The organism is Blastococcus deserti (assembly GCF_042682525.1).
In the GTDB taxonomy this organism is placed as follows: domain Bacteria; phylum Actinomycetota; class Actinomycetes; order Mycobacteriales; family Geodermatophilaceae; genus Blastococcus_B; species Blastococcus_B deserti.
The window spans coordinates 223,612-245,617 of the sequence record NZ_JBHUHP010000001.1 but is presented as its reverse complement, the minus strand read 5'-3'; the positions used below and the strand labels follow the sequence as shown (position 1 = coordinate 245,617).

Genomic DNA, 22,006 nt, shown 5'->3' with positions numbered 1-22,006 from the left:
GGAGAGCTCGCCCTGCCCGGTGGGAAGCCCTGCCCACGAGCACCGCGGGGCGTCAGGCAGACCATGAGAGGGCACCTGCGGAGGGGGTCTCCGGGGTGAACGGGGACCGGGCGCCTGTCCCCTCGCCTCGCGGCGAGGCACCATGGGCACATGACCGACCGGGCGGCGGCGAGGGCCGCCAAGAGCAGGCTGGCCCAGCGGCTGTCGGGCGACCCCGGGGTGGTGGGGATCGGCCTGGCCCGGCGCAAGAGCGACTACGTGGTGAAGGTCGACCTCACCGACGCGTCGGCGGCGCCGCGCGTGCCCGGGGACGTCGACGGCGTCCCCGTGGTGACCGAGGTGATCGGGGTCGTCCGCCCGCTCTGAGCAGGGACGGTGAGCCTGGTCGGTAGCCTGCGCGAATGCGTATCGGCATCCAGGCCAGTTACAGCGGTGGGTTCCAGGAGACGGCAGCCGAGATCCGCGATCTCGAGTCCGCGGGTCTCGACATCGCGGCGGTCGCCGAGGTGTACACGTTCGACGCGGTAAGCCAGCTCGGCTACCTGGCGGCGGTGACCGAGCGGGTGGAGCTGCTGAGCGCCATCCTCCCGATCTACAGCCGTACGCCGGCCCTCACCGCGATGACGGCGGCCGGCCTCGACTTCGTCTCCGGCGGCCGGTTCACCCTCGGTCTCGGCGCCTCGGGTCCCCAGGTCATCGAGGGTTGGCACGGTCTCCCCTACGACGCTCCACTGCAGCGCACGCGCGAGGTCGTGGAGATCTGCCGCCGGGTGTGGCGCCGGGAGCGGCTCGACCACCAGGGCAAGAAGTACACGGTGCCGCTGCCGGCCGATCAGGGCACCGGGCTGGGCAAGCCGCTCAAGCTGATCAACACCCCTGTCCGGGAGCGGATCCCGGTCATGCTCGCCGCGCTGGGCCCGAAGAACGTGGAACTGGCCGCCGAGATCGCCGAGGCCTGGGAGCCGATCTTCTTCGTCCCGGAGAAGGCGGCGTCGGTGTGGGGCGACTCGCTGGCAGCAGGGCGGGCCCAGCGCGACCCGGAGCTGGGTCCGCTGCAGATCATCACCGGCGTCCCCGTCGCGATCGGCGAGGACGTCGAGCCGCTGCTGGACCTGGTCCGCCCGTCGTTCGCGCTCTACATCGGTGGCATGGGCGCCCGCGGCAAGAACTTCTACAACGACCTCGCCGTCCGGTACGGCTACGCCGACGAGGCGAAGACCATCCAGGACCTCTACCTGGACGGGCGCAAGGACGAGGCCGCCGCGGCGGTGCCCGCCGACCTGGTGCGCGCCGCCTCGCTGATCGGCCCCGAGTCCTACGTCGCCGAGCGGATCGCCGCGTTCGCCGAGGCCGGCGTGACGACGCTGATGCTGCAGCCGCTGGACGGGAGCCGCGAGGCCCGCCTGCGCACCGTCGAGACCATGAAGCGGCTGGCGGGCTGAGCTCCCGAGCGGGGACTCCGGCGGTGCGCGCAGCCCTGGGAGCGCGCAACCGGGGCTACACGGCGCCGTCCTGGGCAGGCCTGTTCGCGGCACTCCACGTGCTCCGGGCAGCGGGCACCTGACGCACCTCGCGGCGGCGGCGCACCTTGCCGAGGCGGCGAACCCCGCCGAGGCCGGCCCCGCCCGCCGGAGCCCGCCATCCGGACTCCCGCAGCCGCGTGCGGCTCTCGCTCACGCCCGACGGCGCACGTGCTGACTCCGCCGCCGTGCGCGCCCCTCCAGCAGAAGATCGAGCAGGACCCACGGGGCGAGCGACAGCCCTGAAGCCGCTGCACAGCCGCGGGCGCCGCCCCGCACCGCGGCTCTCGCGGTTGCACGGCGGCTCTCGTACCGTAGGGCGTCGGGGCGCGGGACACCAAAGGGCCCCCAGGTCCGAAGACCTGGGGGCCCTTTGGTCACTGAGCGGGGATCAGCCGCGCCAGTCGTACTCCTCGAGGCGCACGGCCTCGCCGGAGCCCTGACCGAAGACGTCCGAGCTGTAGTACTGCCCGTCGTCGTAGCCGGCCATCGTGTAGACGGCCGCGCGGGCCTCCTCGGTGGGCTCGACCGTGATGTTCCGGTAGCGGCTGATACCCGTACCCGCCGGGATCAGCTTTCCGATGATCACGTTCTCCTTGAGCCCGAGCAAGCTGTCGCTCTTGCCCTGGATCGCGGCGTCGGTGAGCACCTTCGTCGTCTCCTGGAAGGAGGCCGCCGACAGCCACGACTCGGTCGCGAGCGAGGCCTTGGTGATGCCCATGAGCACCGGACGGGCCGAGGCCGGCTCGCCGCCCTCGGCGACGACGCGGCGGTTCTCGGTCTCGAACAGCGTCCGCTCGACCAGCGCACCCGGCAGGAACTCCGTGGCCCCCGAGTCGATGATGGTCACCCGCTTGAGCATCTGGCGGATGATCACCTCGATGTGCTTGTCGTGGATCGACACGCCCTGGCTGCGGTAGACCTCCTGGACCTCGCGGACCAGGTGCAGCTGCACCTCGCGCGGGCCCATGATCCGCAGCACCTCGTGCGGGTCCACCGCACCCTCGGTGAGCTGCTCGCCGACCTCGACGTGGGCGCCGTCCTCGACCCGCAGCCGCGAGCGACGCGACAGCTTGTCGTAGACGACCTCGTCGGAGCCGTCGTCCGGGGTGATGGTCAGCTTCCGGAACTGCTCGCCGTCCTCGATCCGGACGGTGCCGGCCAGCTCGGCGATCGGGGCCTTGCCCTTGGGGACGCGGGCCTCGAAGAGCTCCACCACGCGCGGGAGGCCGTGGGTGATGTCCTCACCCGCGACACCACCGGTGTGGAAGGTGCGCATCGTCAGCTGGGTGCCGGGCTCACCGATCGACTGGGCGGCGATGATGCCGACCGCCTCGCCGACGTCCACCAGCTTGCCGGTCGCCAGGGAGCGGCCGTAGCAGGTGGCGCAGGTGCCCAGCAGCGACTCGCAAGTCAGGACACAGCGGACCTTGACCTCCGAGACACCGGCGTCGATCAGCGTCTGGATGAGCACGTCCCCCAGGTCGGAGTTGGCCTGCGCGATGACCGTCCCGTCCTCGGCCACCACGTCGGTGGCCAGGGCGCGGGCGTAGACGCTGGTCTCCACGTGCGGGTCACGGGTGACCCGACCGTCGAGGACCGTGCCGATCGGCATGACGACGCCACGCTCGGTGCCGCAGTCCTCCTCGCGGATGATGACGTCCTGGGAGACGTCGACCAGCCGGCGGGTGAGGTAGCCGGAGTCGGCGGTGCGGAGCGCCGTGTCGGCCAGACCCTTGCGGGCACCGTGCGTGGAGATGAAGTACTCCAGCACGGACAGACCCTCCCGGAAGTTGGCCTTGATCGGCCGCGGGATGATCTCGCCCTTCGGGTTGGCGACCAGACCACGCATACCGGCGATCTGGCTGATCTGCATCATGTTGCCTCGGGCGCCCGAGTTGACCATGACCCAGACCGGGTTGGTGGTCGGGAAGTTGTCCACCATCGCCTGGCTGACCTCGGCCCGCGCGCGGGTCCAGATCTCGATGAGCTCGCCACGACGCTCGGCGTCCGTGATGACACCGCGCTCGTACTGGCGCTCGATCTTGGCGGCCTCGTCCTCGTGCCGGTCCAGGATCGCCTGCTTCGCCGGCGGGGTGACGACGTCGTCGATGGCGATCGTGATGCCCGCGCGGGTGGCCCAGTGGAAGCCCGCCGACTTGAGGGCGTCCAGCGTCGCCGCGACCTGCACCTTGGGGTAGCGCTCGGCGAGGTCGTTGACGATCGCCCCGAGTTCCTTCTTCGGCACCTGGTAGTTGACGAAGCGGTAGTCCTCCGGCAGGGCCTCGTTGAAGAGCACCCGGCCCAGGCTGGTGAGCACGGTCGCGGGCGCGCCCGGCGCCCAGTCCTCCGGCTGCTCCCACGGCGGGTTCATCGAGCCGTTGTCGACGCCGAAGACCTCGTCGAGACGGATGAGCGCCCGCTCCTGCAGACCCAGCGTGCCCTTGTCGTACGCCATGATCGCCTCGGCGGTCGACGAGAACGAGCGCGGCTGGCCACCGTCGGCCTCGGCCGGCGAGGCGACCAGGGTCGTCAGGTGGTACAGACCCAGCACCATGTCCTGGGTCGGCGCGGTGATCGGGCGACCGTCGGCCGGCGACAGGATGTTGTTCGACGAAAGCATCAGGATCCGCGCCTCGGCCTGCGCCTCGGCCGACAGCGGCAGGTGCACCGCCATCTGGTCACCGTCGAAGTCCGCGTTGAACGCGGTGCAGACCAGCGGGTGGATCTGGATGGCCTTGCCCTCGACCAGCTGCGGCTCGAAGGCCTGGATGCCCAGGCGGTGGAGCGTCGGCGCCCGGTTCAGCAGCACCGGGTGCTCGGTGATGACCTCCTCGAGCACGTCCCACACGACCGGCCGCGCGCGCTCCACCATCCGCTTGGCGGACTTGATGTTCTGCGCGTGGTTGAGGTCGACCAGCCGCTTCATGACGAAGGGCTTGAACAGCTCCAGCGCCATCTGCTTGGGCAGGCCGCACTGGTGCAGCTTCAGCTGGGGGCCGACGACGATGACCGAACGGCCCGAGTAGTCGACGCGCTTGCCCAGCAGGTTCTGGCGGAACCGGCCCTGCTTGCCCTTGAGCAGGTCGCTCAGGGACTTCAGGGGACGGTTGCCCGGGCCGGTGACCGGCCGGCCGCGGCGGCCGTTGTCGAACAGCGCGTCCACGGACTCCTGGAGCATCCGCTTCTCGTTGTTCACGATGATCTCGGGCGCGCCGAGGTCGAGCAGCCGCTTGAGCCGGTTGTTCCGGTTGATCACGCGGCGGTACAGGTCGTTCATGTCGCTGGTGGCGAAGCGGCCACCGTCGAGCTGCACCATCGGGCGCAGGTCCGGCGGGATGACCGGAACGCAGTCCAGCACCATGCCCATGGGCGAGTTGCGGGTCTGCTGGAACGCCGCGACGACCTTCAGCCGCTTGAGGGCCCGCAGCTTGCGCTGGCCCTTGCCGCTGCGGATGGTCTCGCGCAGCGAGGCGGCCTCGGCGTCGAGGTCGAAGTCGGCAAGCAGCTTCTGCAGCGCCGCGGCGCCCATGCCACCCTCGAAGTACTCACCGAAGCGATCGCGCAGCTCGCGGTAGAGGCCCTCGTCGGCGATGAGCTGCTTGACCTCCAGCTTGCGGAAGGTGTCGAGCACCTCCTCGAGGCGGTCGATCTCCCGCTGCGCGCGGTCGCGCAGCTGGCGCATCTCGCGCTCCCCGCCCTCGCGCACCTTGCGGCGCACGTCGGACTTGGCGCCCTCGGCCTCCAGCTCGGCGAGGTCGGCCTCCAGCTTCTGCTGCCGGGCCTCCACGTCGGCGTCGCGACGCGTCTCGAGGTTGTGCTTCTCGGCGCTGATCTCGGCCTCGATGGTCGGGAGGTCGCGGTGGCGCGCCTCGTCGTCGACCGAGGTGATCAGGTAGGCCGCGAAGTAGATGATCTTCTCGAGGTCCTTGGGCGCCAGGTCGAGCAGGTAGCCCAGGCGCGAGGGGACGCCCTTGAAGAACCAGATGTGGGTGACCGGCGCGGCCAGCTCGATGTGCCCCATCCGCTCACGACGAACCTTGGCCCGGGTCACCTCGACGCCGCAGCGCTCGCAGATGATGCCCTTGAACCGGACCCGCTTGTACTTGCCGCAGTAGCACTCCCAGTCCCGAGTGGGACCGAAGATCTTCTCGCAGAAGAGACCGTCCTTCTCCGGACGGAGAGTCCGGTAGTTGATGGTCTCGGGCTTCTTCACCTCACCGTGCGACCACTGGCGGATGTCGTCGCCGGTGGCCAGGCCGATGCGCAACTCGTCGAAGAAGTTGACGTCCAGCAAGTGAATGACCCCTTTCCGGGGCTCGTTACGGAACTTCTGTGTCTAAGTGAGGAGGTGCCGGCCGGCCCCGGTGCTCGGGGCCGGCCGGTCACCGATCAGACGTCCTCGACGCTGGAGGGCTCCCGGCGGCTGAGGTCGATGCCCAACTCCTCCGCGGCCCGGAAGACCTCGTCGTCGGTGTCGCGCAGCTCGATCGCCTGGCCGTCGCCGGACAGCACCTCGACGTTCAGGCAGAGCGACTGGAGCTCCTTGAGCAACACCTTGAACGACTCCGGGATGCCCGGCTCGGGGATGTTCTCGCCCTTGACGATCGCCTCGTAGACCTTGACGCGGCCCAGGATGTCGTCGGACTTGATGGTGAGCAGCTCCTGCAGCGCGTAGGCCGCGCCGTAGGCCTGCATCGCCCAGCACTCCATCTCACCGAAGCGCTGCCCACCGAACTGCGCCTTACCACCCAGCGGCTGCTGCGTGATCATCGAGTAGGGGCCGGTCGACCGGGCGTGGATCTTGTCGTCGACCAGGTGCAGGAGCTTCAGGATGTAGACGTAGCCCACGGAGATCGGCTCGGGGAAGGGCTCCCCGGACCGGCCGTCGAACAGCCGCGCCTTGCCGGTCTCCTTGACCATCCGGTCGCCGTCGCGGTTGGGGATCGTCGAGCCGAGGAGACCGACGATCTCGTCCTCCTTGGCGCCGTCGAACACCGGGGTCGCCGTGCGGGTGCCCGGCGCCGCCGACCGCGCCGCCTCGGGCAGCCTGGCCGCCCACTCCGGGTCGCCCTCGACCTGCCAGCCCTGCTTGGCGACCCACCCGAGGTGGGTCTCGAGCACCTGGCCGACGTTCATGCGGCCGGGCACACCGAGCGGGTTGAGCACGATGTCGACCGGGGTGCCGTCCTCGAGGAACGGCATGTCCTCCTGCGGCAGGATCTTCGAGATGACGCCCTTGTTGCCGTGGCGCCCGGCGAGCTTGTCGCCGTCGGAGATCTTGCGCATCTGGGCGACGTAGACCCGGATCAGCTCGTTGACGCCGGCGGGCAGCTCGTCGCCGTCCTCGCGGGAGAACACGCGGACGCCGATGACCTTGCCGGACTCGCCGTGCTTGACCTTCAGCGACGTGTCGCGGACCTCGCGCGCCTTCTCACCGAAGATCGCGCGGAGCAGCCGCTCCTCCGGGGTCAGCTCGGTCTCGCCCTTGGGGGTGACCTTGCCGACGAGGATGTCGCCGGGGACGACCTCGGCACCGATGCGGATGATGCCGCGCTCGTCGAGGTCGGCCAGGACCTCCTCGGAGACGTTCGGGATGTCCCGGGTGATCTCCTCGGCACCGAGCTTGGTGTCGCGGGCGTCGACCTCGAACTCCTCGATGTGGATCGAGGACAGGACGTCGTCCTGCACGAGGCGCTGCGACAGGATGATCGCGTCCTCGTAGTTGTGGCCCTCCCACGGCATGAAGGCGACGAGCAGGTTCTTGCCCAGCGCCATCTCACCCTGGTCGGTGCACGGACCGTCGGCGATGACCTGGCCGACCTCGACCCGCTGCCCCTCCTCGACCACCGGGGACTGGTTGATCGAGGTGCCCTGGTTCGAGCGGCGGAACTTCAGCAGGCGGTAGGTCTGCCGGGTGCCGTCGTCGGCCATCACAGTGATGTAGTCGGCGGTGGAGTCCTCGACCACACCGGCCTTCTCGGCCACGACGACGTCGCCGGCGTCGACCGCTGCACGCAGCTCCATGCCGGTACCGACCAGCGGCGCCTCGCTGCGCAGCAGCGGCACGGCCTGGCGCTGCATGTTCGCGCCCATGAGCGCGCGGTTGGCGTCGTCGTGCTCGAGGAACGGGATCATCGCCGTCGCGACCGAGGTCATCTGCCGCGGCGAGACGTCCATGTAGTCCACGTTCTCGGGAGCGAGGTAGTCGACCTCACCACCCTTGGTGCGGACCAGGACGCGATCCTCGGCGAAGCGGCCCTGGGCGTCCAGCGGCGAGTTGGCCTGGGCGACGACGAAGCGGTCCTCCTCGTCGGCGGTCAGGTAGTCGATCTGATCGGTGACGACGCCGTTCTGGACCCGTCGGTACGGGGTCTCGATGAAGCCGAAGGCGTTGACCCGGCCGAAGGCCGACAGCGAACCGATCAGGCCGATGTTCGGGCCTTCCGGCGTCTCGATCGGGCACATCCGGCCGTAGTGGCTCGGGTGCACGTCGCGGACCTCCATGCCGGCCCGCTCGCGGGACAGACCACCCGGGCCCAGCGCCGACAGGCGGCGCTTGTGGGTCAGGCCCGCGAGCGGGTTGGTCTGGTCCATGAACTGGGACAGCTGGCTGGTGCCGAAGAACTCCTTGATGGAGGCGACGACCGGCCGGATGTTGATCAGCGTCTGCGGCGTGATGGCCTCGACGTCCTGGGTCGTCATCCGCTCGCGGACGACGCGCTCCATGCGGGACAGGCCGACCCGGATCTGGTTCTGGATCAGCTCGCCGACGGTGCGCAGGCGGCGGTTGCCGAAGTGGTCGATGTCGTCGACACCGTGCTCGGGCTCGCCGGCGTGCAGGCGCACGACGTACTCGATGGTGGCGACGATGTCGTCCTCGGTCAGCGTGCTGGTGCCCTGCGGCACGGTGACGCCGAGCTTCTTGTTCACCTTGTAGCGGCCGACCTTCGCCAGGTCGTAGCGCTTCGGGTTGAAGAAGAGGTTCTCCAGCAGGGCCTGGGCCGACTCACGCGTCGGCGGCTCGCCCGGGCGCAGCTTCCGGTAGATGTCCAGCAGCGCCTCGTCCTGCCCGGCGATGTGGTCCTTCTCCAGGGTGGCCAGCACGGTCGGCGACCACTGGAAGTGCTCGCGGATGCGGTCCTCGGTCCAGCCGAGCGCCTTGAGCAGCACGGTGACCGGCTGGCGGCGCTTGCGGTCGATGCGGACGCCGACGGTGTCGCGCTTGTCGACGTCGAACTCCAGCCACGCACCGCGGCTGGGGATGACCTTGGCGCTGTAGACGTCCTTGTCCGACGTCTTGTCCAGGGTCTTGTCGAAGTAGACGCCCGGGCTGCGGACCAGCTGGGAGACGACGACGCGCTCGGTCCCGTTGATGACGAAGGTGCCCTTGTTCGTCATGATCGGGAAGTCGCCCATGAACACCGTCTGGCTCTTGATCTCGCCGGTGGTGTTGTTCATGAACTCGGCGGTGACGAACAGCGGCGCCGCGTAGGTCATGTCCTTGTCCTTGCACTCCTCGAGGGACGCCTTGACGTCCTCGAAGCGCGGGTTGGAGAAGGACAGCGACATCGAGCCGCTGAAGTCCTCGATCGGCGAGATCTCCTCGAGGATCTCGGCCAGACCGCCGACGGCGTCGGCCTGCTCCTCGGGGGGCAGGGTGGCCCGCCACTCGGGGCTGCCGATCAGCCAGTCGAAGGACGCGGTCTGCAGGGCCAGCAGATCCGGGACCTCGAGCGGCTCGTTGATCTTGGCGAAGGAGACGCGGAGCGGGGCTCCGGGGATCTTCTGCTGGTCGGCCTCGCCGGTGCGGGTGCCGGGCTGAGGCGTCTGCGGGGTGGTGCGGGTGGTGCCGGACACTGTGGCGTTGTCAGGAGTGGTGCTGGGGTTGATGCTGGTGGGGCGAGAGCCTGCCAAGATGCGTCCTTCCAAGGACCTCACGACGTGCGGGCGGTAAGTGCGGGGTCGTCCTGGGTCGTCGTCGGTAATGGCGAGGCTGTCCGTCTGGACCTGACCGATGGGGCGTGCACGAAGGGGTCGACCGGTGCTCGGGACTGCTCCCGGGCACCCCTGGTGACCCGTCTCGGCGGGCAGGCAGTCAGAGGGCAGCGCAACAGGAGACCCTACCCCTGCTCGAGCGCGATGTCCACGTCGGGGGGCCGGTGCGACCGGCGCCACATCCCGGGGACCGCGTCCCGTCGAGCGGGGCCGCAGTGGGCGTGCGCAACCATGATGCCAGCCGGAGGCCCGCATCCGGAATGCCACGCCGCGCATTTTGTGGACGGCGCCGCCCCGGGTCCCGCCGGAGCGGGCTCGGGCGGCAGGCCCCCTCCCGGGTCCCACCCCGAGCCTGCGAGAGAAAGGACCCCCTCCTCCTCAGCCCTCGCACGCTCGGGCCGAGCCTCCGGAGGGGGCCGGGGTCCTTCCTCAGCTGGTCGTGAGCAGGGTCAGCTCGCTGATCTTCCAGTCGCCGTCCACGTCGACGAGGCTGACCCGGACGGTCTGCGTGCACGACTGCGCGCCGCCGGGGGTCACCTGGCACTCCGACCCCTCCGGGGCGGGCTGGGTGCCGCTGTTCACCGACTCGACGACGTACTGCCCGAACACCACGAGGGTCGCGGTGTCCTGCGCCTCGTTGACCTGCTGCAGCCCGACGTCGAGCACCTCGTAGCGGGTCGTGGCCGACACCTGCTCGTAGGTGTCGATGATCCCGCCCTCCGAGAGGTCCCGCTCGTACTGGTCCCGCAGCTCACCGGTCAGGACGGCGAGCTTGCCCTCCACGCTGCCCTCGGAGTCCTCGTAGTCGTAGGCGTAGACCGCCTCGATCCCGCTGCGGGCCGCGGCGAAGATCGACGAGTCCACGTACGCCGGGTTCAGCCGCTGCCACAGCAGGAGGCCGGCACCGGCGGCCGCCAGCACGCACAGCAGCGCCAGGACCAGCACCAGGGCGGGCAACCGCCGCCGTGCGCTGGTGGCCGATCCGATCGCCCCCGCGGCCGAGCGGTCGCCTGACGACGACGTGCCGGCCGGGCGCGCCGTCCGCGGCCGGGCCGTCGCGGTGGAGCGGACGGCGACGCGGTCGCCGTCCGCCCCGGCGGGCGCGCACCGCGGGCCGGGTGCCGGCCGGGCCGAGGTGCGGGCGGCGTCGGCCGGGTCGTCGCGGTCGCGCCGGCTCCCGGCCACCCGCGGTCGCGGCGTGGGCCGGCCGGCCGCACCGGGACGCGGGCGGGGGGCGGGGCGCGGGCGGTCGTCGGGGGCGGGGCCGCCGGGGAGATCAGTCATCGCCGGGCGCCTCCGTTCCCTTGATCCCCGACAGCAGCCAGCGGCCGTCGGACTTCTCCAGCGTCACCTCGATGCGGTAGCGCACGACCTGCGCCTGCGGGGTGGCCGCGCTCTCCTGCGTCGACTGGATGATCAGGAGCACCGTGGCGTCCTCGCCGTCGGCACGGGTGACCCCGGCGCCGACGACCTCGGTGTTCACGACGGCCCGCAGGTCGGTGATCTCCTGCCGCCGCTCGTCGAGCTGGGCCACCGACTCCTCGCGGAGGTCGCCGGTGGAGACGCGGCGGGCCTGCTCGATGTCGTCGTCCAGCGTCAGGTAGTCGAAGGAGGTGAGGTCGACGACGCCCGAGCGGGCCGCCTGCAGCGCCTCGGCGTAGTCGCCGGTGCGGACGGCCGACTCCCCGGGGCGGGTGGACCACAGGAAGGCCACCGCTCCGAGCAGGAGCACGAGCAGCACCGTGAGGATCGGCACCGGCCGGACCGGGATCCGTCCCCAGCCTCCCGCACCGTCGTCGGTGGCGCCCCCGGACACCCCGGCGCTCCCCTCGGATGGCCCGGCGTCGGCAACTCCGGTGGATCCGTCGCCGGGACCGGCGGAGACCACGACGTCCTCCTCCCGCGCGCGTGCCCGCGTCTCGCTCGTCACCTGCGCGATTCTCCTTGCTCCTGGACGATGCGAAGGCCCCCGACGGTGAGGGGTCCTCCGATGGTGTGGGCCGCCGTCATACCGGTCAGCGCGTGGCGGTGGCGATGGGGCTGGCGTGCACGAGCCGCCCGACCAGCGCCGAGAGCGCCGTGGGCGACAGCGGGCTGCTGCCCTCCACCTCCTCCTGCGGCGTGGTCACCCCGCGGCCGCCGTCCCGGCCGATGTTCTGCTCGCCGCGGATGTTCGACCCGTTCTCGTCGTAGCCGTCGCCCGGTTCCGGATCGACGCCGTTGATGACCCGGCACCGCACGGCGTCGGTGTCGACGGTCTCGGCCGCGCCCGTGCTGGGGATGCTCTCGGTGGGCACGTAGCCGGTCGTGCAGGCGTGCGGCTCGCCGGCGTTGAGCACGAACCCGAAGTGGGAGCGCAGCTTCCCGTCCTCGTCCTGCCGGACGACGGTGAACCCGCCGGTCACGGCGTCCGGATAGGTGACCAGCATCTGACGGATGCCGTCCAGCCGGGGGATCTGGACCCCGTTCAGGATGTCCAGGTTGCGCACCAGCGACCCCAGGCCCGGGCCGGCGTCCTCGACCAGCCCCTGCAGGGCCTCCCCCGCATCCGGGGCGTCGACCACGATGCTGCGCAGGTCGGGGTCCATCTCGACCAGCGTGTCGGTGAACAGCCGCAGGTCCGCGGCCCACTGGCGGATCGCCGAGCGGCTGTCGCGCTGGGTGTCGAGCACCGTCTGGCCGTCGGTGATCAACCGCAGCGTCTGCGGCAGCGACTCCTCCGCGCGGGCGAGGAGGAGGTCACCGTTGTCGATGAGCCGGCCCAGGTCCTCACCGGCCCCCTCGAAGGCCTTCCCGAGCTCCTCGATCACGATCCGCAGGTTCTCCTGGTCGATCGACCCCACGAACTCGTCGAGGTTGAGCAGCATCTGCTCCACCGGGATCGGGATGCTGGTGCGCTCCTGCGGGATGACCGCGCCGTCGTCGAGGAAGGGCTTCCCGGCACTGCTCGGCCGCAGGATGACGTACTGCTCCCCCACCGCGCTCCGCGTCGCCACGACGGCGTCGGTGTCGGCGGGGATCGGCTCGGTCCCCGGGTCGATCCGCAGGGTGACCCGTACCCCGTCGTCCACCAACTCCATGCCGGTGACCCGGCCGACCTCGACGCCGCGGTAGGTCACCTCGGCGTTGACGAAGATGCCACCGGAGTCCCGGAAGTCGGCCGCCACCTCGTACCCCCCGCCGAGCAGGGCGCGGTCGAGGCCGACGTACGTGAACCCCAGGTAGGCCGTGCCGAGCACGGCCAGGGTGGCGAAGGCCAGGAGCTTGAGTCTGGTGCTGCGGGTGATCACTGCCCCGCCCCCGGAGCGGACGGCAGACCGAGGCGGCCTCCGGGTTGCTCGGCGCCGGTCCCCCGCGGGACGAGCCGGCCCTCGACGCCGTCGAGGACCGAGGGCCCGCCCGACGTCGTCGCGGTGGACCGCGGTCCGCCGGAGCTCCCGGCCGCCCCCTCGCTCCCCCCGGTCTCGACGCCGCACCTGCCCTGGGCCAGGGCTTCCTCCAGCGGCAGCTCGCGGACCGCGCCGCTCTGGTCCACGACGTACCGGCAGAGGACGTGGGTCAGGTCGAGGTCGACCGTGGCCGTCATGTTGGTGAACAGCGCGACTCCGCCCGACTGCGCCTCGCGGTAGTTCAGGGCGGACAGGGAGCTGTCGGGGAAGGGATAGGTGAGCAGCAGCTCCAGGGACCGGCCGAGGTCGGGCCCCGCCGCCGCCAGCTGGGTGAGGATCGGCTGGAGCAGCTCCAGGTCCGCCACCGTGTTGGCCGCCGACTGCTGGATGATCCTGGTCCCGACGTCGCCCAGCCGGGCCAGGCCCTCGAGCATCGAGACCAGCAGGTCGCGCTGCTGGTTGATGACCTCGAGGCCGGGACCGATGGTGTCGAGGGCGTTCTCGATCGTCGCGGTGCGGGAGGCGAGGGTGGCGGCGAGCTCGTTCGCGCGGTCCAGCGCCCGGTTGATCTCCGCCTTCTGCTCGTCGAGCCCGCCGATGAACGTGTCGAGCTGGGCGAGGGTGTCCTTGATCTCCGCCTCCCTGCCCTCCAGGGCCTCGCCGAGCTCCCGGTTGATCGTCTGCAGCTGGGCGAGCCCGCCGCCGTTGAGGACCAGCGACAGCGCCCCCAGCAGTTCCTCCACCTCGACGTTGCGGTTGGTGCGGTCGAGGGTGATGCGGTCGTCGTGGCCCAGCCGGCCCTCGGGCTCCTCGTTGCCCGGGGGGGCGAGCTCGACGTACTTCTCACCGAGCAGGGAGGACTGCTGGATGGCCGCCACCGCGTTGGCCGGCAGCTCGACGTCGCCGTTGACCGAGATCGTGACGACCGCCGTCCAGTCGTCCTCGTCCAGCTCGATCGACTCGACGCGGCCGACGGGCACGTCGGCGACCCGGACGCCGGACTGCGGCACCAGGTCGAGGACGTCGAGGAACTCCACCTGCACGGTGTACGGGTCGTCGCCGGTGTCGGCGCCGCCGGGCAGGTCCAGCGAGTAGGCGCCCCGGAAGCCGCAGCCCCCGAGCAGGACCATCCCCGCGCCGAGCGCGGCCACCCGCCGCAGGCCCCGGCTCACGGGGCACCCACCGGGGGCAGCCCGGGCAGCAGAGCGCCGCCACCGCCGCCCCCGCCGAGGAGGGCCTGGCGCAGCTCCTCGTAGTCGGGCGTGCCGTTGCCGTTCAGGTCGTCGAGGCCGTCCCTGGCGTCGGCGTCACCGGAGAGCAGGCGGGCGCAGATCTGCTCGACCGAGTCACGGATCGGTGCGGTCGGGTCGGGCAGGGGCAGGTCCGCCTCCAGGTCGACCCGGCCGAGCTGGGCCAGGGCCCCGCAGACGACGATCTCGGCGTTCACCGAGCCGAGCCCGTTGTCGCGGGTGTCCAGGGTGCCGTAGTCGGGGTTGTAGGCCCGCGCGAGGTTGCCCAGCGCGGCCGGTGCCACGTCGAGCACCTCCGCCAGCTTCGCCCGCTGCTGCACCAGCACGAGCGTGACGTCGGCCAGCCGGTCGACGTTGGTGGTCAGGAGCGTGGCGTTGTCACGGACGAAGCCCGCCACGTCGCGCAGGGCGTCGGTGAGCAGCGCCACCGCGGTCTGCAGGTCCTCCCGCTCGCCGGCCAGCAGCTCGCTGACCGCGGCCATGTTGTCGTTGAACTGGCTCACCTGCGCGTCGATCGTGGCCAGCGCACTGGTGAAGGTCTGCAGGTCGTCGAGGGAACCGAAGAGGTCGTCCCGGTTCTCGGCCAGGGTCTCCACCGCCTGGGAGAAGCCCGTCAGCGTGCGGTTCAGCGCCTCGCCGTTGCCCTCGAGGTTGGCCGCGCCCACGTCGACCAGGTCGGACAGCGCGCCGTTCCGGTTGGCCCCGTCGGGCCCCAGCGCCTCGGACAGCTCGTCGAGGGCGTCGTAGACGGCGTCGAGCTCCACGGGGATGGCGGTGCGGTCGAGGGGGACCTCGTCGCCGTCCTCCATCGTCGGCCCTCCGTCGTAGACCGGCGAGAACTGGACGTAGCGGTCCGAGACCAGCGAGGGCGCCAGGACGATCGCGTCGGCGTCGGCCGGGATGTCGTAGTCGTCGTCGATGGTCATCTCGACCCGCACCTGGTCGCCCAGTGGAACGACGTCGTTGATGGTGCCGATGGGGATGCCGAGCACCCGCACGTCCGAACCGGGGTAGAGGCCCACGGTCTCGGTGAAGTAGGCGGTGACCCGGTACTTGCCGGCCGGCCGCAGGATCGTCCAGCCGAGGGCCGCCAGCAGTACCAGGGCCGCGGCCAGCGCGACACCGCGCTGGAGTGCCCCGCTCATTCCTGTCCTCCCGGGGTGCAGCCGGTCGCCGGCGTCTCCCCGGCGGTGCAGACGGCCGCGCCGACGAGCGTGGGCAGCAGGTCGTTGACGAAGCTGTCGAACCAGCGGCCGTTGCCGAGGGTGTTGGTGAACACCCGGACGAAGGGGGCGAGCTCGTTCACCGTCTGGGCGAGGGCGGCGCGGTTGCGCGAGAGGATGTCGGTCACCCGGGACAGCTGCTGCAGCGCCGGCGTGAGGGTCTCGCGGTTGTCGGCCACCAGCCCGGAGAGCTGCTCGGCGAGCTCCTGGGTGTTGGTGAGGATGGAGTCGATCAGCTCCCGCCGCTCCTGGACCTCCCGCAACAGGGTGTTGGAGTCGAGGATGAGCTGGGTGAACTCGCCGTTGCGGTCGGCGAGCACCTGGGTCACGTCACGGGTCGCCGACAGCAGCTCACGCAGCTGGGCGTCGCGGGAGACGATGGTGTCCGACAGCCGGGCCAGCCCCTGCAGCGAGGTGCGGACCTCCTCCGGGGTCTCGGCGAAGGTCTCCGACAGCACCTCGAAGCTCGAGGCGAGCTGGGCGGTGTCGATCTCCTGCACCGTCGACGACAGGTCGGCGAACGCCTCGACGACGTCGTACGGGGAGGCCGTGCGGTCCAGGGGGATGCGCTCGTCGGGGTCGAGCGGCCGGGACCCGCGCGGCACCAGCGCCACGTACTTGGCCCCCAGCACGGTCTCGATCTTGATGGCCGCCTCGGACCGGTCGCCCACGAACGCGTCCTTGACCCGGAACTCGACCGTCACCGCGCCGTCCTCGAGCGCGAGTCCCTCCACCGTGCCGACCTTCACGCCGGCCACCCGCACCGGGTCGTCGGGCTGCAGGCCCGCGGCCTCGGAGAACTGCGCCCGGTAGACGGTGCCGCCACCGATGATCGGCAACGACTGCGCGTTGAAGGCCAGGAACACGAGGACGGCGATGACGGTCAGGCTGACCGCGCCGACGGCGACCGGGTTGCGGTCGCGGAAGTTCTTGGACTGGCGGGCCATCAGCTGCAGCCCTCCGCTCCGCTGTCGAAGTCGAACTCCTCGGCGACCGGCTTCCCGTCCGGACCGGCGGCGGGCAGGGTCACCGTGCCCCCGGCGCGGCACATGAAGAAGTTGAACCAGCTGCCGTTGATCGCCGTCCGCGTGGTCAGGTCGATCTTGACCGGAGCCGTCTGGAGGAACCGCTCCACCAGGTCACCGGTGTCGGCCAGATTGCCGGAGAGCTCGCCCAGGGCCTGGATGTCGGCGGCCAGGGGCGCGCGGGCCTCCGCCAGGAAGCCGGTGGTGGAGGCAGCGAGCTGGTCGATGGTCTGCAGGGAGTCGAAGATGGCCTCGCGGTCGCCGGCCAGCCCGGTGACGAACTCCTGCAGGCTGACCACGAGGTCCGACAGCTGCTGGTCGCGGGCGGCCAGCGTGCCCATCACGGTGGTCAGGTTGTCGATGACGCTGCCGATGACCTCGTCCCGGTCGGCGAGGCTGCTGGTCAGCGAGCCCACGTGGGCCAGCAGGCTCTCCATGGTGCCGCCCTCGCCCTGGAAGACCTGGATGATCTCGAACGACACCCGGTTCATGTCCGCCGGTGACAGCGCCTGCAGGAGCGGCTGGAAGCCCCCGAAGAGGACCGTCAGGTCGAGGGCGTTCGTCGTCCGGGCCAGCGGGATGACCGCCCCGTCCTCGAGCGTGTCCCCCGACGAGCCCTCGCCCTCCGTGAGGGCGATGTACCGCTGGCCGACCAGGTTGCGGTAGCGGATGGTCGCCTCGACGGCCGCGGGCAGCGGGACGTCGGCGCTGACCTCCAGCTCCACCTCCGCGACCGGCCGGTCGGTGGCCTCGCCCAGGCCGATGCCGACCACCTGACCGACGCGCACGCCGGCGATGCGCACCTCGTCCCCCTCGACCAGTCCGGCCACGTCGGTGAACTGCGCGCGGTAGGTGAGCTGCTCGCCGTAGCCCGCGTTGGTGATGGTCGTGACCAGCACGTAGGCGGCCATCATGGTGACGAGGGCGAAGACCACCAGCTTGACCAGCGGGCCGGCGAGCCCTCTCAACTGGCCGTTCATCGCAGCATCACGCTCTTCCCGCGGAGGATCGGCGCCAGGCTGGCCGCACCCAGGTCGGACACCTCCGTGGGCCGCGTGCCGGCCTGGTACGCGAGGATGTTCCGGACGAAGTCCAGCTCGGCCGTGGACCCGGCCAGGACGTCGGGCAGCGAGCGGCCCGACCGTGCGGTGGGCGCGTTGTCCGGGTTGCCGCCGTCGTCGGCCCCGCCCTCGTAGCACGCGGGCTCGGGACGCTCCGCGCTCTCGGGCGACTCGACGCCGTCGGCCAGGGGGTAGGGGCAGTAGTACTCCCCGGCCTGCGCCTGGGCGATCTCGGTGTCGATGTCGTCCAGCCCCCGGCAGTCCGGCGGGGCGTCGTCGACGTAGACCGGCTGGTCACCGGGCTGGTAGTGGTTGCGCGGCGGCATCGTGAACTGGATGTTCAGGTTCAGCGAGGGGTCGCCGTCGGCGCCGAACGTCTCCCCGATCCGGGGGACGGACCGGGCGAGCCCCTCGAGCAGGCACGGGTAGACCGGCGAGAACTCCGCGAAGAGCCCGAGCACCGGCCGCGAGGTCTCGGCCAGCGAGATGAGGTTGTGCTCGTTCCGCTCCAGGAATCCCGCCGTTCCGTTCGCCGAGCTCGCGCCGACGGTGAAGGTGCGGCGCAGCTGCTCGGTCTGGTCGACCACGGTCGTGTTCGTGACGGCCAGGTTGTCCAGGACGGCGAGCAGGTCGTCGGCCGTGCCCTCGTAGGTCTCGGCGAGGTCCGCGAGGCCGGAGATGTCGGCCTGCAGCTGCGGGAGCACGGTGTTGATCTCGCCGAAGTACTGCCCGGTGGCGGCCAGGTTGGCGCCCAGGTCGTCGCCCCGCCCCCGCAGCGCGTCGGCGACGGCGCCCAGCGTGAAGGAGAGGTCGTCGGGGTGCACGGCCTGCAGCAGGGGGAGCGTGTCGTCGATCACCCGCTGCAGCTCGATGGCGTTCTCGGTGCGGTCCTGGCCGATGACGTCGCCGTCGGCCAACCGCTCCTCCCCCGGGTCCTCAGGCAGCTGGAGCGCGACGAAGCGCTCGCCGAAGAGCGTCTTGGGCAGCAGCCGCGCGGTCACGTCGGCGGGGATCTGGTCGAGGTACTCCGGCCTGATGGCCAGGTCGATCCTCGCGCCCTCGGCGCTCGCCTCCACCTCTCGGACCTCACCGACGATGACGCCCCGGACCTTGACGTCGGAGGCCTCCTGCAGCTGATTCCCCGCGGTGTCCGTCTCCAGCGTCACCCGCGCGACCTCGGTGAAGGCGTTGTTGTAGGTGGCCACGGACAGCCCGAGCAGCAGCGCCAGGACGACGAGGAACGCCAGCCCCTGCAGCCGGGTCCGGATGATCTGTCCTCTCGTTCTCATCGCAGCGTCACCCCGCGATCCGGACGGTCGTCGTCGAGCCCCAGATGGCCAGGGACAGGAAGAGATCGATGACGTTGATCGCCACGATGGAGAAGCGCACGGCGCGGCCGACCGCCATGCCCACGCCCGCCGGTCCGCCGCCGGCCCGGTAGCCGTAGTAGCAGTGGGTCAGGATGACGACCACGGCGAAGACCAGGACCTTGAGGAACGACCAGAGCACGTCCTCGGGCGGCAGGAACAGGTTGAAGTAGTGGTCGTAGGTGCCCGCCGACTGGCCGTAGGCCTGGGTCGCGATCATCCGGGTGGCGAAGTAGCTGGTGAGCAGCCCCAGGACGTAGAGCGGGATCACGGCGATGAAGCCGGCGACGATGCGCGTCGTCACCAGGAACGGCAGCGACGGCACGCCCATGACCTCGAGGGCGTCGATCTCCTCGTTGATCCGCATGGCACCGATCTGCGCGGTGAACCCGCAGCCGACCGTCGCCGAGAGCGCGACCCCCGCCACCAGCGGAGCGATCTCGCGGGTGTTGAAGTAGGCCGAGAGGAAGCCGGTGAAGGCCGACGTCCCCAGCTGGTCGAGAGCGGCGTAGCCCTGCAGGCCGACGGCGGAGCCGGTGAAGAAGGACAGGGCGGCGATGACGCCGACCGTGCCGCCGATGACCGCCAGCGCGCCGGTCCCGAACGTGACCTCGGCCAGGAGCCGGGCGGTCTCCTTCTTGTAGCGCCGGAGGGTGCGGGGGGTCCACGCCAGCGCCCGGCCGTAGAAGCCGAGCTGGTCCCCGAGGTCGTCGAGGGTGTCCAGGGGCCGCCTGCCCGCGCGCGTGAGACGCCGCAGGCCGAGCTTGACCCGGTCACCGGGTGAGAGGAGCGCCATCACTGCCCCTTCGGCGGGACGAGCTGGAAGTAGATGGCGGTGAGCACCAGGTTCACGGCGAACAGCAGGATGAACGTGATGACCACGGACTGGTTCACCGCGTCACCGACGCCCTTGGGCCCGCCACCCGCGTTGAGGCCCTTGTAGGAGGCGACGATGCCGGCGATGAGCCCGAACACCAGCGCCTTGGTCTCCGAGGCCCAGAAGTCCTCGATCTGGGCCAGCGCGCTGAACGACGCCAGGTAGGCGCCGGGTGTCCCGCCCTGCAGGATGACGTTGAAGAAGTAGCCGCCCGCGGTGCCGACGACGCTGACCAGGCCGTTGAGCAGGACGGCGACCAGCATCGCGGCCAGCACGCGCGGCACGACCAGGCGCTGGATGGGGCTGATGCCCAGCACCTCCATCGCGTCGATCTCGTCGCGGATCTTGCGGGCGCCGAGGTCCGCGCAGATCGCGGAACCCCCGGCGCCGGCGATGAGCAGCGCGGTGACGATGGGGCTGGCCTCGCGGAGGACGGCGAGCACCGAGGCGGCGCCGGTGAAGGACTGGGCGCCCAGCTGGCGGGTCAGCGAACCGAGCTGCAGGGCGATGACCGCACCGAAGGGGATCGCGACCAGCGCGGTCGGGATGATCGTGACGCTCGCGATGAACCAGGCCTGCTGGATGAACTCGCGGATCTGGAAGGGGCGCTTCGGCAGCGCCTTCACCACGTCGAGCGCGAAGGCGAAGAGGTTGCCGCTGGCGGCGAGCGGCCGGGCCGGCGAGAACTTCCCGTCGAGCAGGCCGGGGGCCTTCGGCTGGTCGGTCGCCGTCACCCCTCACCTCCCTGCCGGGGCAGCACGGCGGTGGCGGTGGTGCCGGTCGGGTGCTGGTCGGCCTCGGGTGCCCAGTGCCGGCCGCCGGTTCCGTGGGTGGGCGCGAAGACGCCGGCGTCGGCCTGGGCCAGCAGGTCCTCGGGCAGCGAGGCCCGGATCGCCGCGGCGGTGTCCGGGTCGAACTCGTGCAGCATGCGGGCCACGCGCTCCTGGCGGCGCCGGGCCGCCTTCCGCACGGGCAGCCCCTCCGTCGGCTCCAGCTGCGGCGGGACGGCGTCCCCACCGGTGGCCCCCTTCGGGCCGACGCCGTTGTGCGCGTCGCCGCCGCGGGCCTCCAGCGCGGCCATCTCCGCCTCGACCTGGGCGACGTCCTTCTCCTCGCTCATGCCGATCGGGCCCTCACGACGGCCGTTGAGGAACTGCCGTACGACCGGCTCCTGCGAGGTGAGCAACTGCTCCCGGGGGCCGAACATGACCAGGTTCCTGCGGAAGAGCAGGCCCAGGTTGTCCGGCACGGTGCGGGCGGTGCCGATGTCGTGCGTGACGATCAGGAAGGTGGCGTCGATCTGGGCGTTGAGGTCGACGATGAGCTGGTTGAGGTAGGCGACGCGGACCGGGTCGAGGCCGGAGTCCGGCTCGTCGAACAGGATGATCTCCGGGTCCAGCACGAGGGCCCGGGCCAGCCCCGCGCGCTTGCGCATGCCGCCGGAGATCTCACCGGGCAGCTTCCCCTCGGCGCCCTGGAGACCGACCATGTCCATCTTCTCGAGGACGATCCGCCGGATCTCCGACTCGCTCATCTTCGTGTGCTCGCGCAGCGGGAAGGCGATGTTGTCGAAGAGGTTCATCGAGCCGAAGAGGGCGCCGTCCTGGAAAAGCACGCCGAAGAGCTTCCGGATCTCGTAGAGCTTGTGCTCGCTGGTCCGCACGATGTCGGTGTCGTTGATGACGATCGAGCCCTTCTCGGGCTTGAGCAGACCCACCAGCGACTTCAGGAACACCGACTTCCCGGTGCCGGACGGGCCCAGCAGCACCGAGATCTCGCCCGGGGGGAGCGTCAGCGTGACGTCGCTCCAGATGTTCTGGCTGCCGAACGACTTGGTCAGCCCCTCGACGTCAACCGCGACACCCACGACCGCCCGACCTCCACTCCGGCTGCTCTGCCGGTTCCCAGCCCCCGCCGCCACGGCGAGCCCCGGAATCTTCCTGTGTCCGGACGTCTCGCGCATCTGGACGTCCTCGTCAGCACCTACTCACCAGTAACGACCGTGCTCGCCGGAGGTTACGTGCGTCACGCGGTATCTGTGACCCCGACCTCCCGGTAGTGGCCGCGACGGCCGGTCAGGTTCACCTGACCGATGGAACGCAGCAGGGGCCGCCCTCCCGGAGGAGGACGGCCCCTGGTGACGCGGTGGAACTGGAGACGCGATGGAACGGCTAGCCGACGTTCCAGGAACGGCCCCTGGTGACGCGATGGAACGGCCCCGGCCCGAAAGGACCACCTGCCCCCCACCGCTCGCGAGCTCGCGGCCGGACCCTGCAGGCGGCCCGAGGGCGCCGGG

The 22,006-nt window shown here is 71.0% G+C and carries 15 protein-coding genes; 2 read left to right on the top strand and 13 right to left on the bottom strand.

Annotated elements, in window-relative coordinates:
- The first annotated feature begins 150 nt into the window (after nt 1-150).
- Together ACFSHS_RS01200 and ACFSHS_RS01195 are read left to right on the top strand one after the other, a co-directional pair.
- Complete coding sequence (locus tag ACFSHS_RS01200; protein ID WP_376870745.1) at nt 151-366, top strand: hypothetical protein; 216 nt, start codon at nt 151-153, stop codon at nt 364-366.
- A 35-nt stretch (nt 367-401) separates the two neighbouring features.
- Nucleotides 402-1,442 carry an LLM class F420-dependent oxidoreductase gene (locus ACFSHS_RS01195; protein WP_376870743.1) on the top strand — a complete coding sequence of 347 codons (1,041 nt, stop codon included), beginning with the start codon at nt 402-404 and terminating at the stop codon, nt 1,440-1,442.
- Between the two features lie 469 nt (nt 1,443-1,911).
- On the opposite strand, the gene ACFSHS_RS01190 is transcribed toward ACFSHS_RS01195, so the two are convergent.
- From ACFSHS_RS01190 to ACFSHS_RS01130, 13 genes are all read right to left on the bottom strand, one after another.
- Nucleotides 1,912-5,817, bottom strand: a complete 3,906-nt coding sequence (locus ACFSHS_RS01190) for a DNA-directed RNA polymerase subunit beta' (protein ID WP_376870741.1) — start codon at nt 5,815-5,817, stop codon at nt 1,912-1,914.
- 95 nt (nt 5,818-5,912) lie between these two features.
- Nucleotides 5,913-9,437 carry a DNA-directed RNA polymerase subunit beta gene (gene rpoB, locus ACFSHS_RS01185; RefSeq protein WP_458199611.1) on the bottom strand — a complete coding sequence of 1,175 codons (3,525 nt, stop codon included), beginning with the start codon at nt 9,435-9,437 and terminating at the stop codon, nt 5,913-5,915.
- A 510-nt stretch (nt 9,438-9,947) separates the two neighbouring features.
- Entirely contained in the window at nt 9,948-10,802 is an 855-nt protein-coding gene (locus ACFSHS_RS01180) for a hypothetical protein (RefSeq protein ID WP_376870739.1), read from the bottom strand.
- Nucleotides 10,795-11,448 carry a hypothetical protein gene (locus ACFSHS_RS01175; protein WP_376870737.1) on the bottom strand — a complete coding sequence of 218 codons (654 nt, stop codon included), beginning with the start codon at nt 11,446-11,448 and terminating at the stop codon, nt 10,795-10,797. Before ACFSHS_RS01175 ends, ACFSHS_RS01180 begins: the two co-directional genes overlap by 8 nt.
- Nucleotides 11,449-11,533: 85 nt before the next feature.
- Complete coding sequence (locus ACFSHS_RS01170; RefSeq protein ID WP_376870735.1) at nt 11,534-12,808, bottom strand: MlaD family protein; 1,275 nt, start codon at nt 12,806-12,808, stop codon at nt 11,534-11,536.
- Nucleotides 12,805-14,079 carry an MCE family protein gene (locus tag ACFSHS_RS01165; RefSeq protein WP_376870733.1) on the bottom strand — a complete coding sequence of 425 codons (1,275 nt, stop codon included), beginning with the start codon at nt 14,077-14,079 and terminating at the stop codon, nt 12,805-12,807. Before ACFSHS_RS01165 ends, ACFSHS_RS01170 begins: the two co-directional genes overlap by 4 nt.
- Complete coding sequence (locus ACFSHS_RS01160; RefSeq protein WP_376870731.1) at nt 14,076-15,302, bottom strand: MCE family protein; 1,227 nt, start codon at nt 15,300-15,302, stop codon at nt 14,076-14,078. Before ACFSHS_RS01160 ends, ACFSHS_RS01165 begins: the two co-directional genes overlap by 4 nt.
- Nucleotides 15,299-16,327, bottom strand: a complete 1,029-nt coding sequence (locus ACFSHS_RS01155; protein WP_376870728.1) for an MCE family protein — start codon at nt 16,325-16,327, stop codon at nt 15,299-15,301. Before ACFSHS_RS01155 ends, ACFSHS_RS01160 begins: the two co-directional genes overlap by 4 nt.
- On the bottom strand, nt 16,327-17,385 hold the full coding sequence (locus ACFSHS_RS01150; protein WP_376870725.1) for an MCE family protein: 1,059 nt from the start codon (nt 17,383-17,385) through the stop codon (nt 16,327-16,329). The genes ACFSHS_RS01155 and ACFSHS_RS01150 overlap by 1 nt, the downstream gene beginning before the upstream one ends.
- Nucleotides 17,382-18,755: an MCE family protein gene (locus ACFSHS_RS01145; RefSeq protein WP_376870723.1), complete on the bottom strand. Its 1,374-nt coding sequence runs from the start codon at nt 18,753-18,755 to the stop codon at nt 17,382-17,384. The genes ACFSHS_RS01150 and ACFSHS_RS01145 overlap by 4 nt, the downstream gene beginning before the upstream one ends.
- Before the next feature lie 7 nt (nt 18,756-18,762).
- The gene (locus ACFSHS_RS01140) at nt 18,763-19,629 is read right to left on the bottom strand and encodes an MlaE family ABC transporter permease (protein WP_376870720.1); all 867 of its coding nucleotides are present in this window, start codon (nt 19,627-19,629) and stop codon (nt 18,763-18,765) included.
- Entirely contained in the window at nt 19,629-20,444 is an 816-nt protein-coding gene (locus ACFSHS_RS01135) for an MlaE family ABC transporter permease (protein ID WP_458199610.1), read from the bottom strand. Before ACFSHS_RS01135 ends, ACFSHS_RS01140 begins: the two co-directional genes overlap by 1 nt.
- The gene (locus tag ACFSHS_RS01130; protein ID WP_376870718.1) at nt 20,441-21,577 is read right to left on the bottom strand and encodes an ABC transporter ATP-binding protein; all 1,137 of its coding nucleotides are present in this window, start codon (nt 21,575-21,577) and stop codon (nt 20,441-20,443) included. Before ACFSHS_RS01130 ends, ACFSHS_RS01135 begins: the two co-directional genes overlap by 4 nt.
- Nucleotides 21,578-22,006 lie beyond the last annotated feature (429 nt).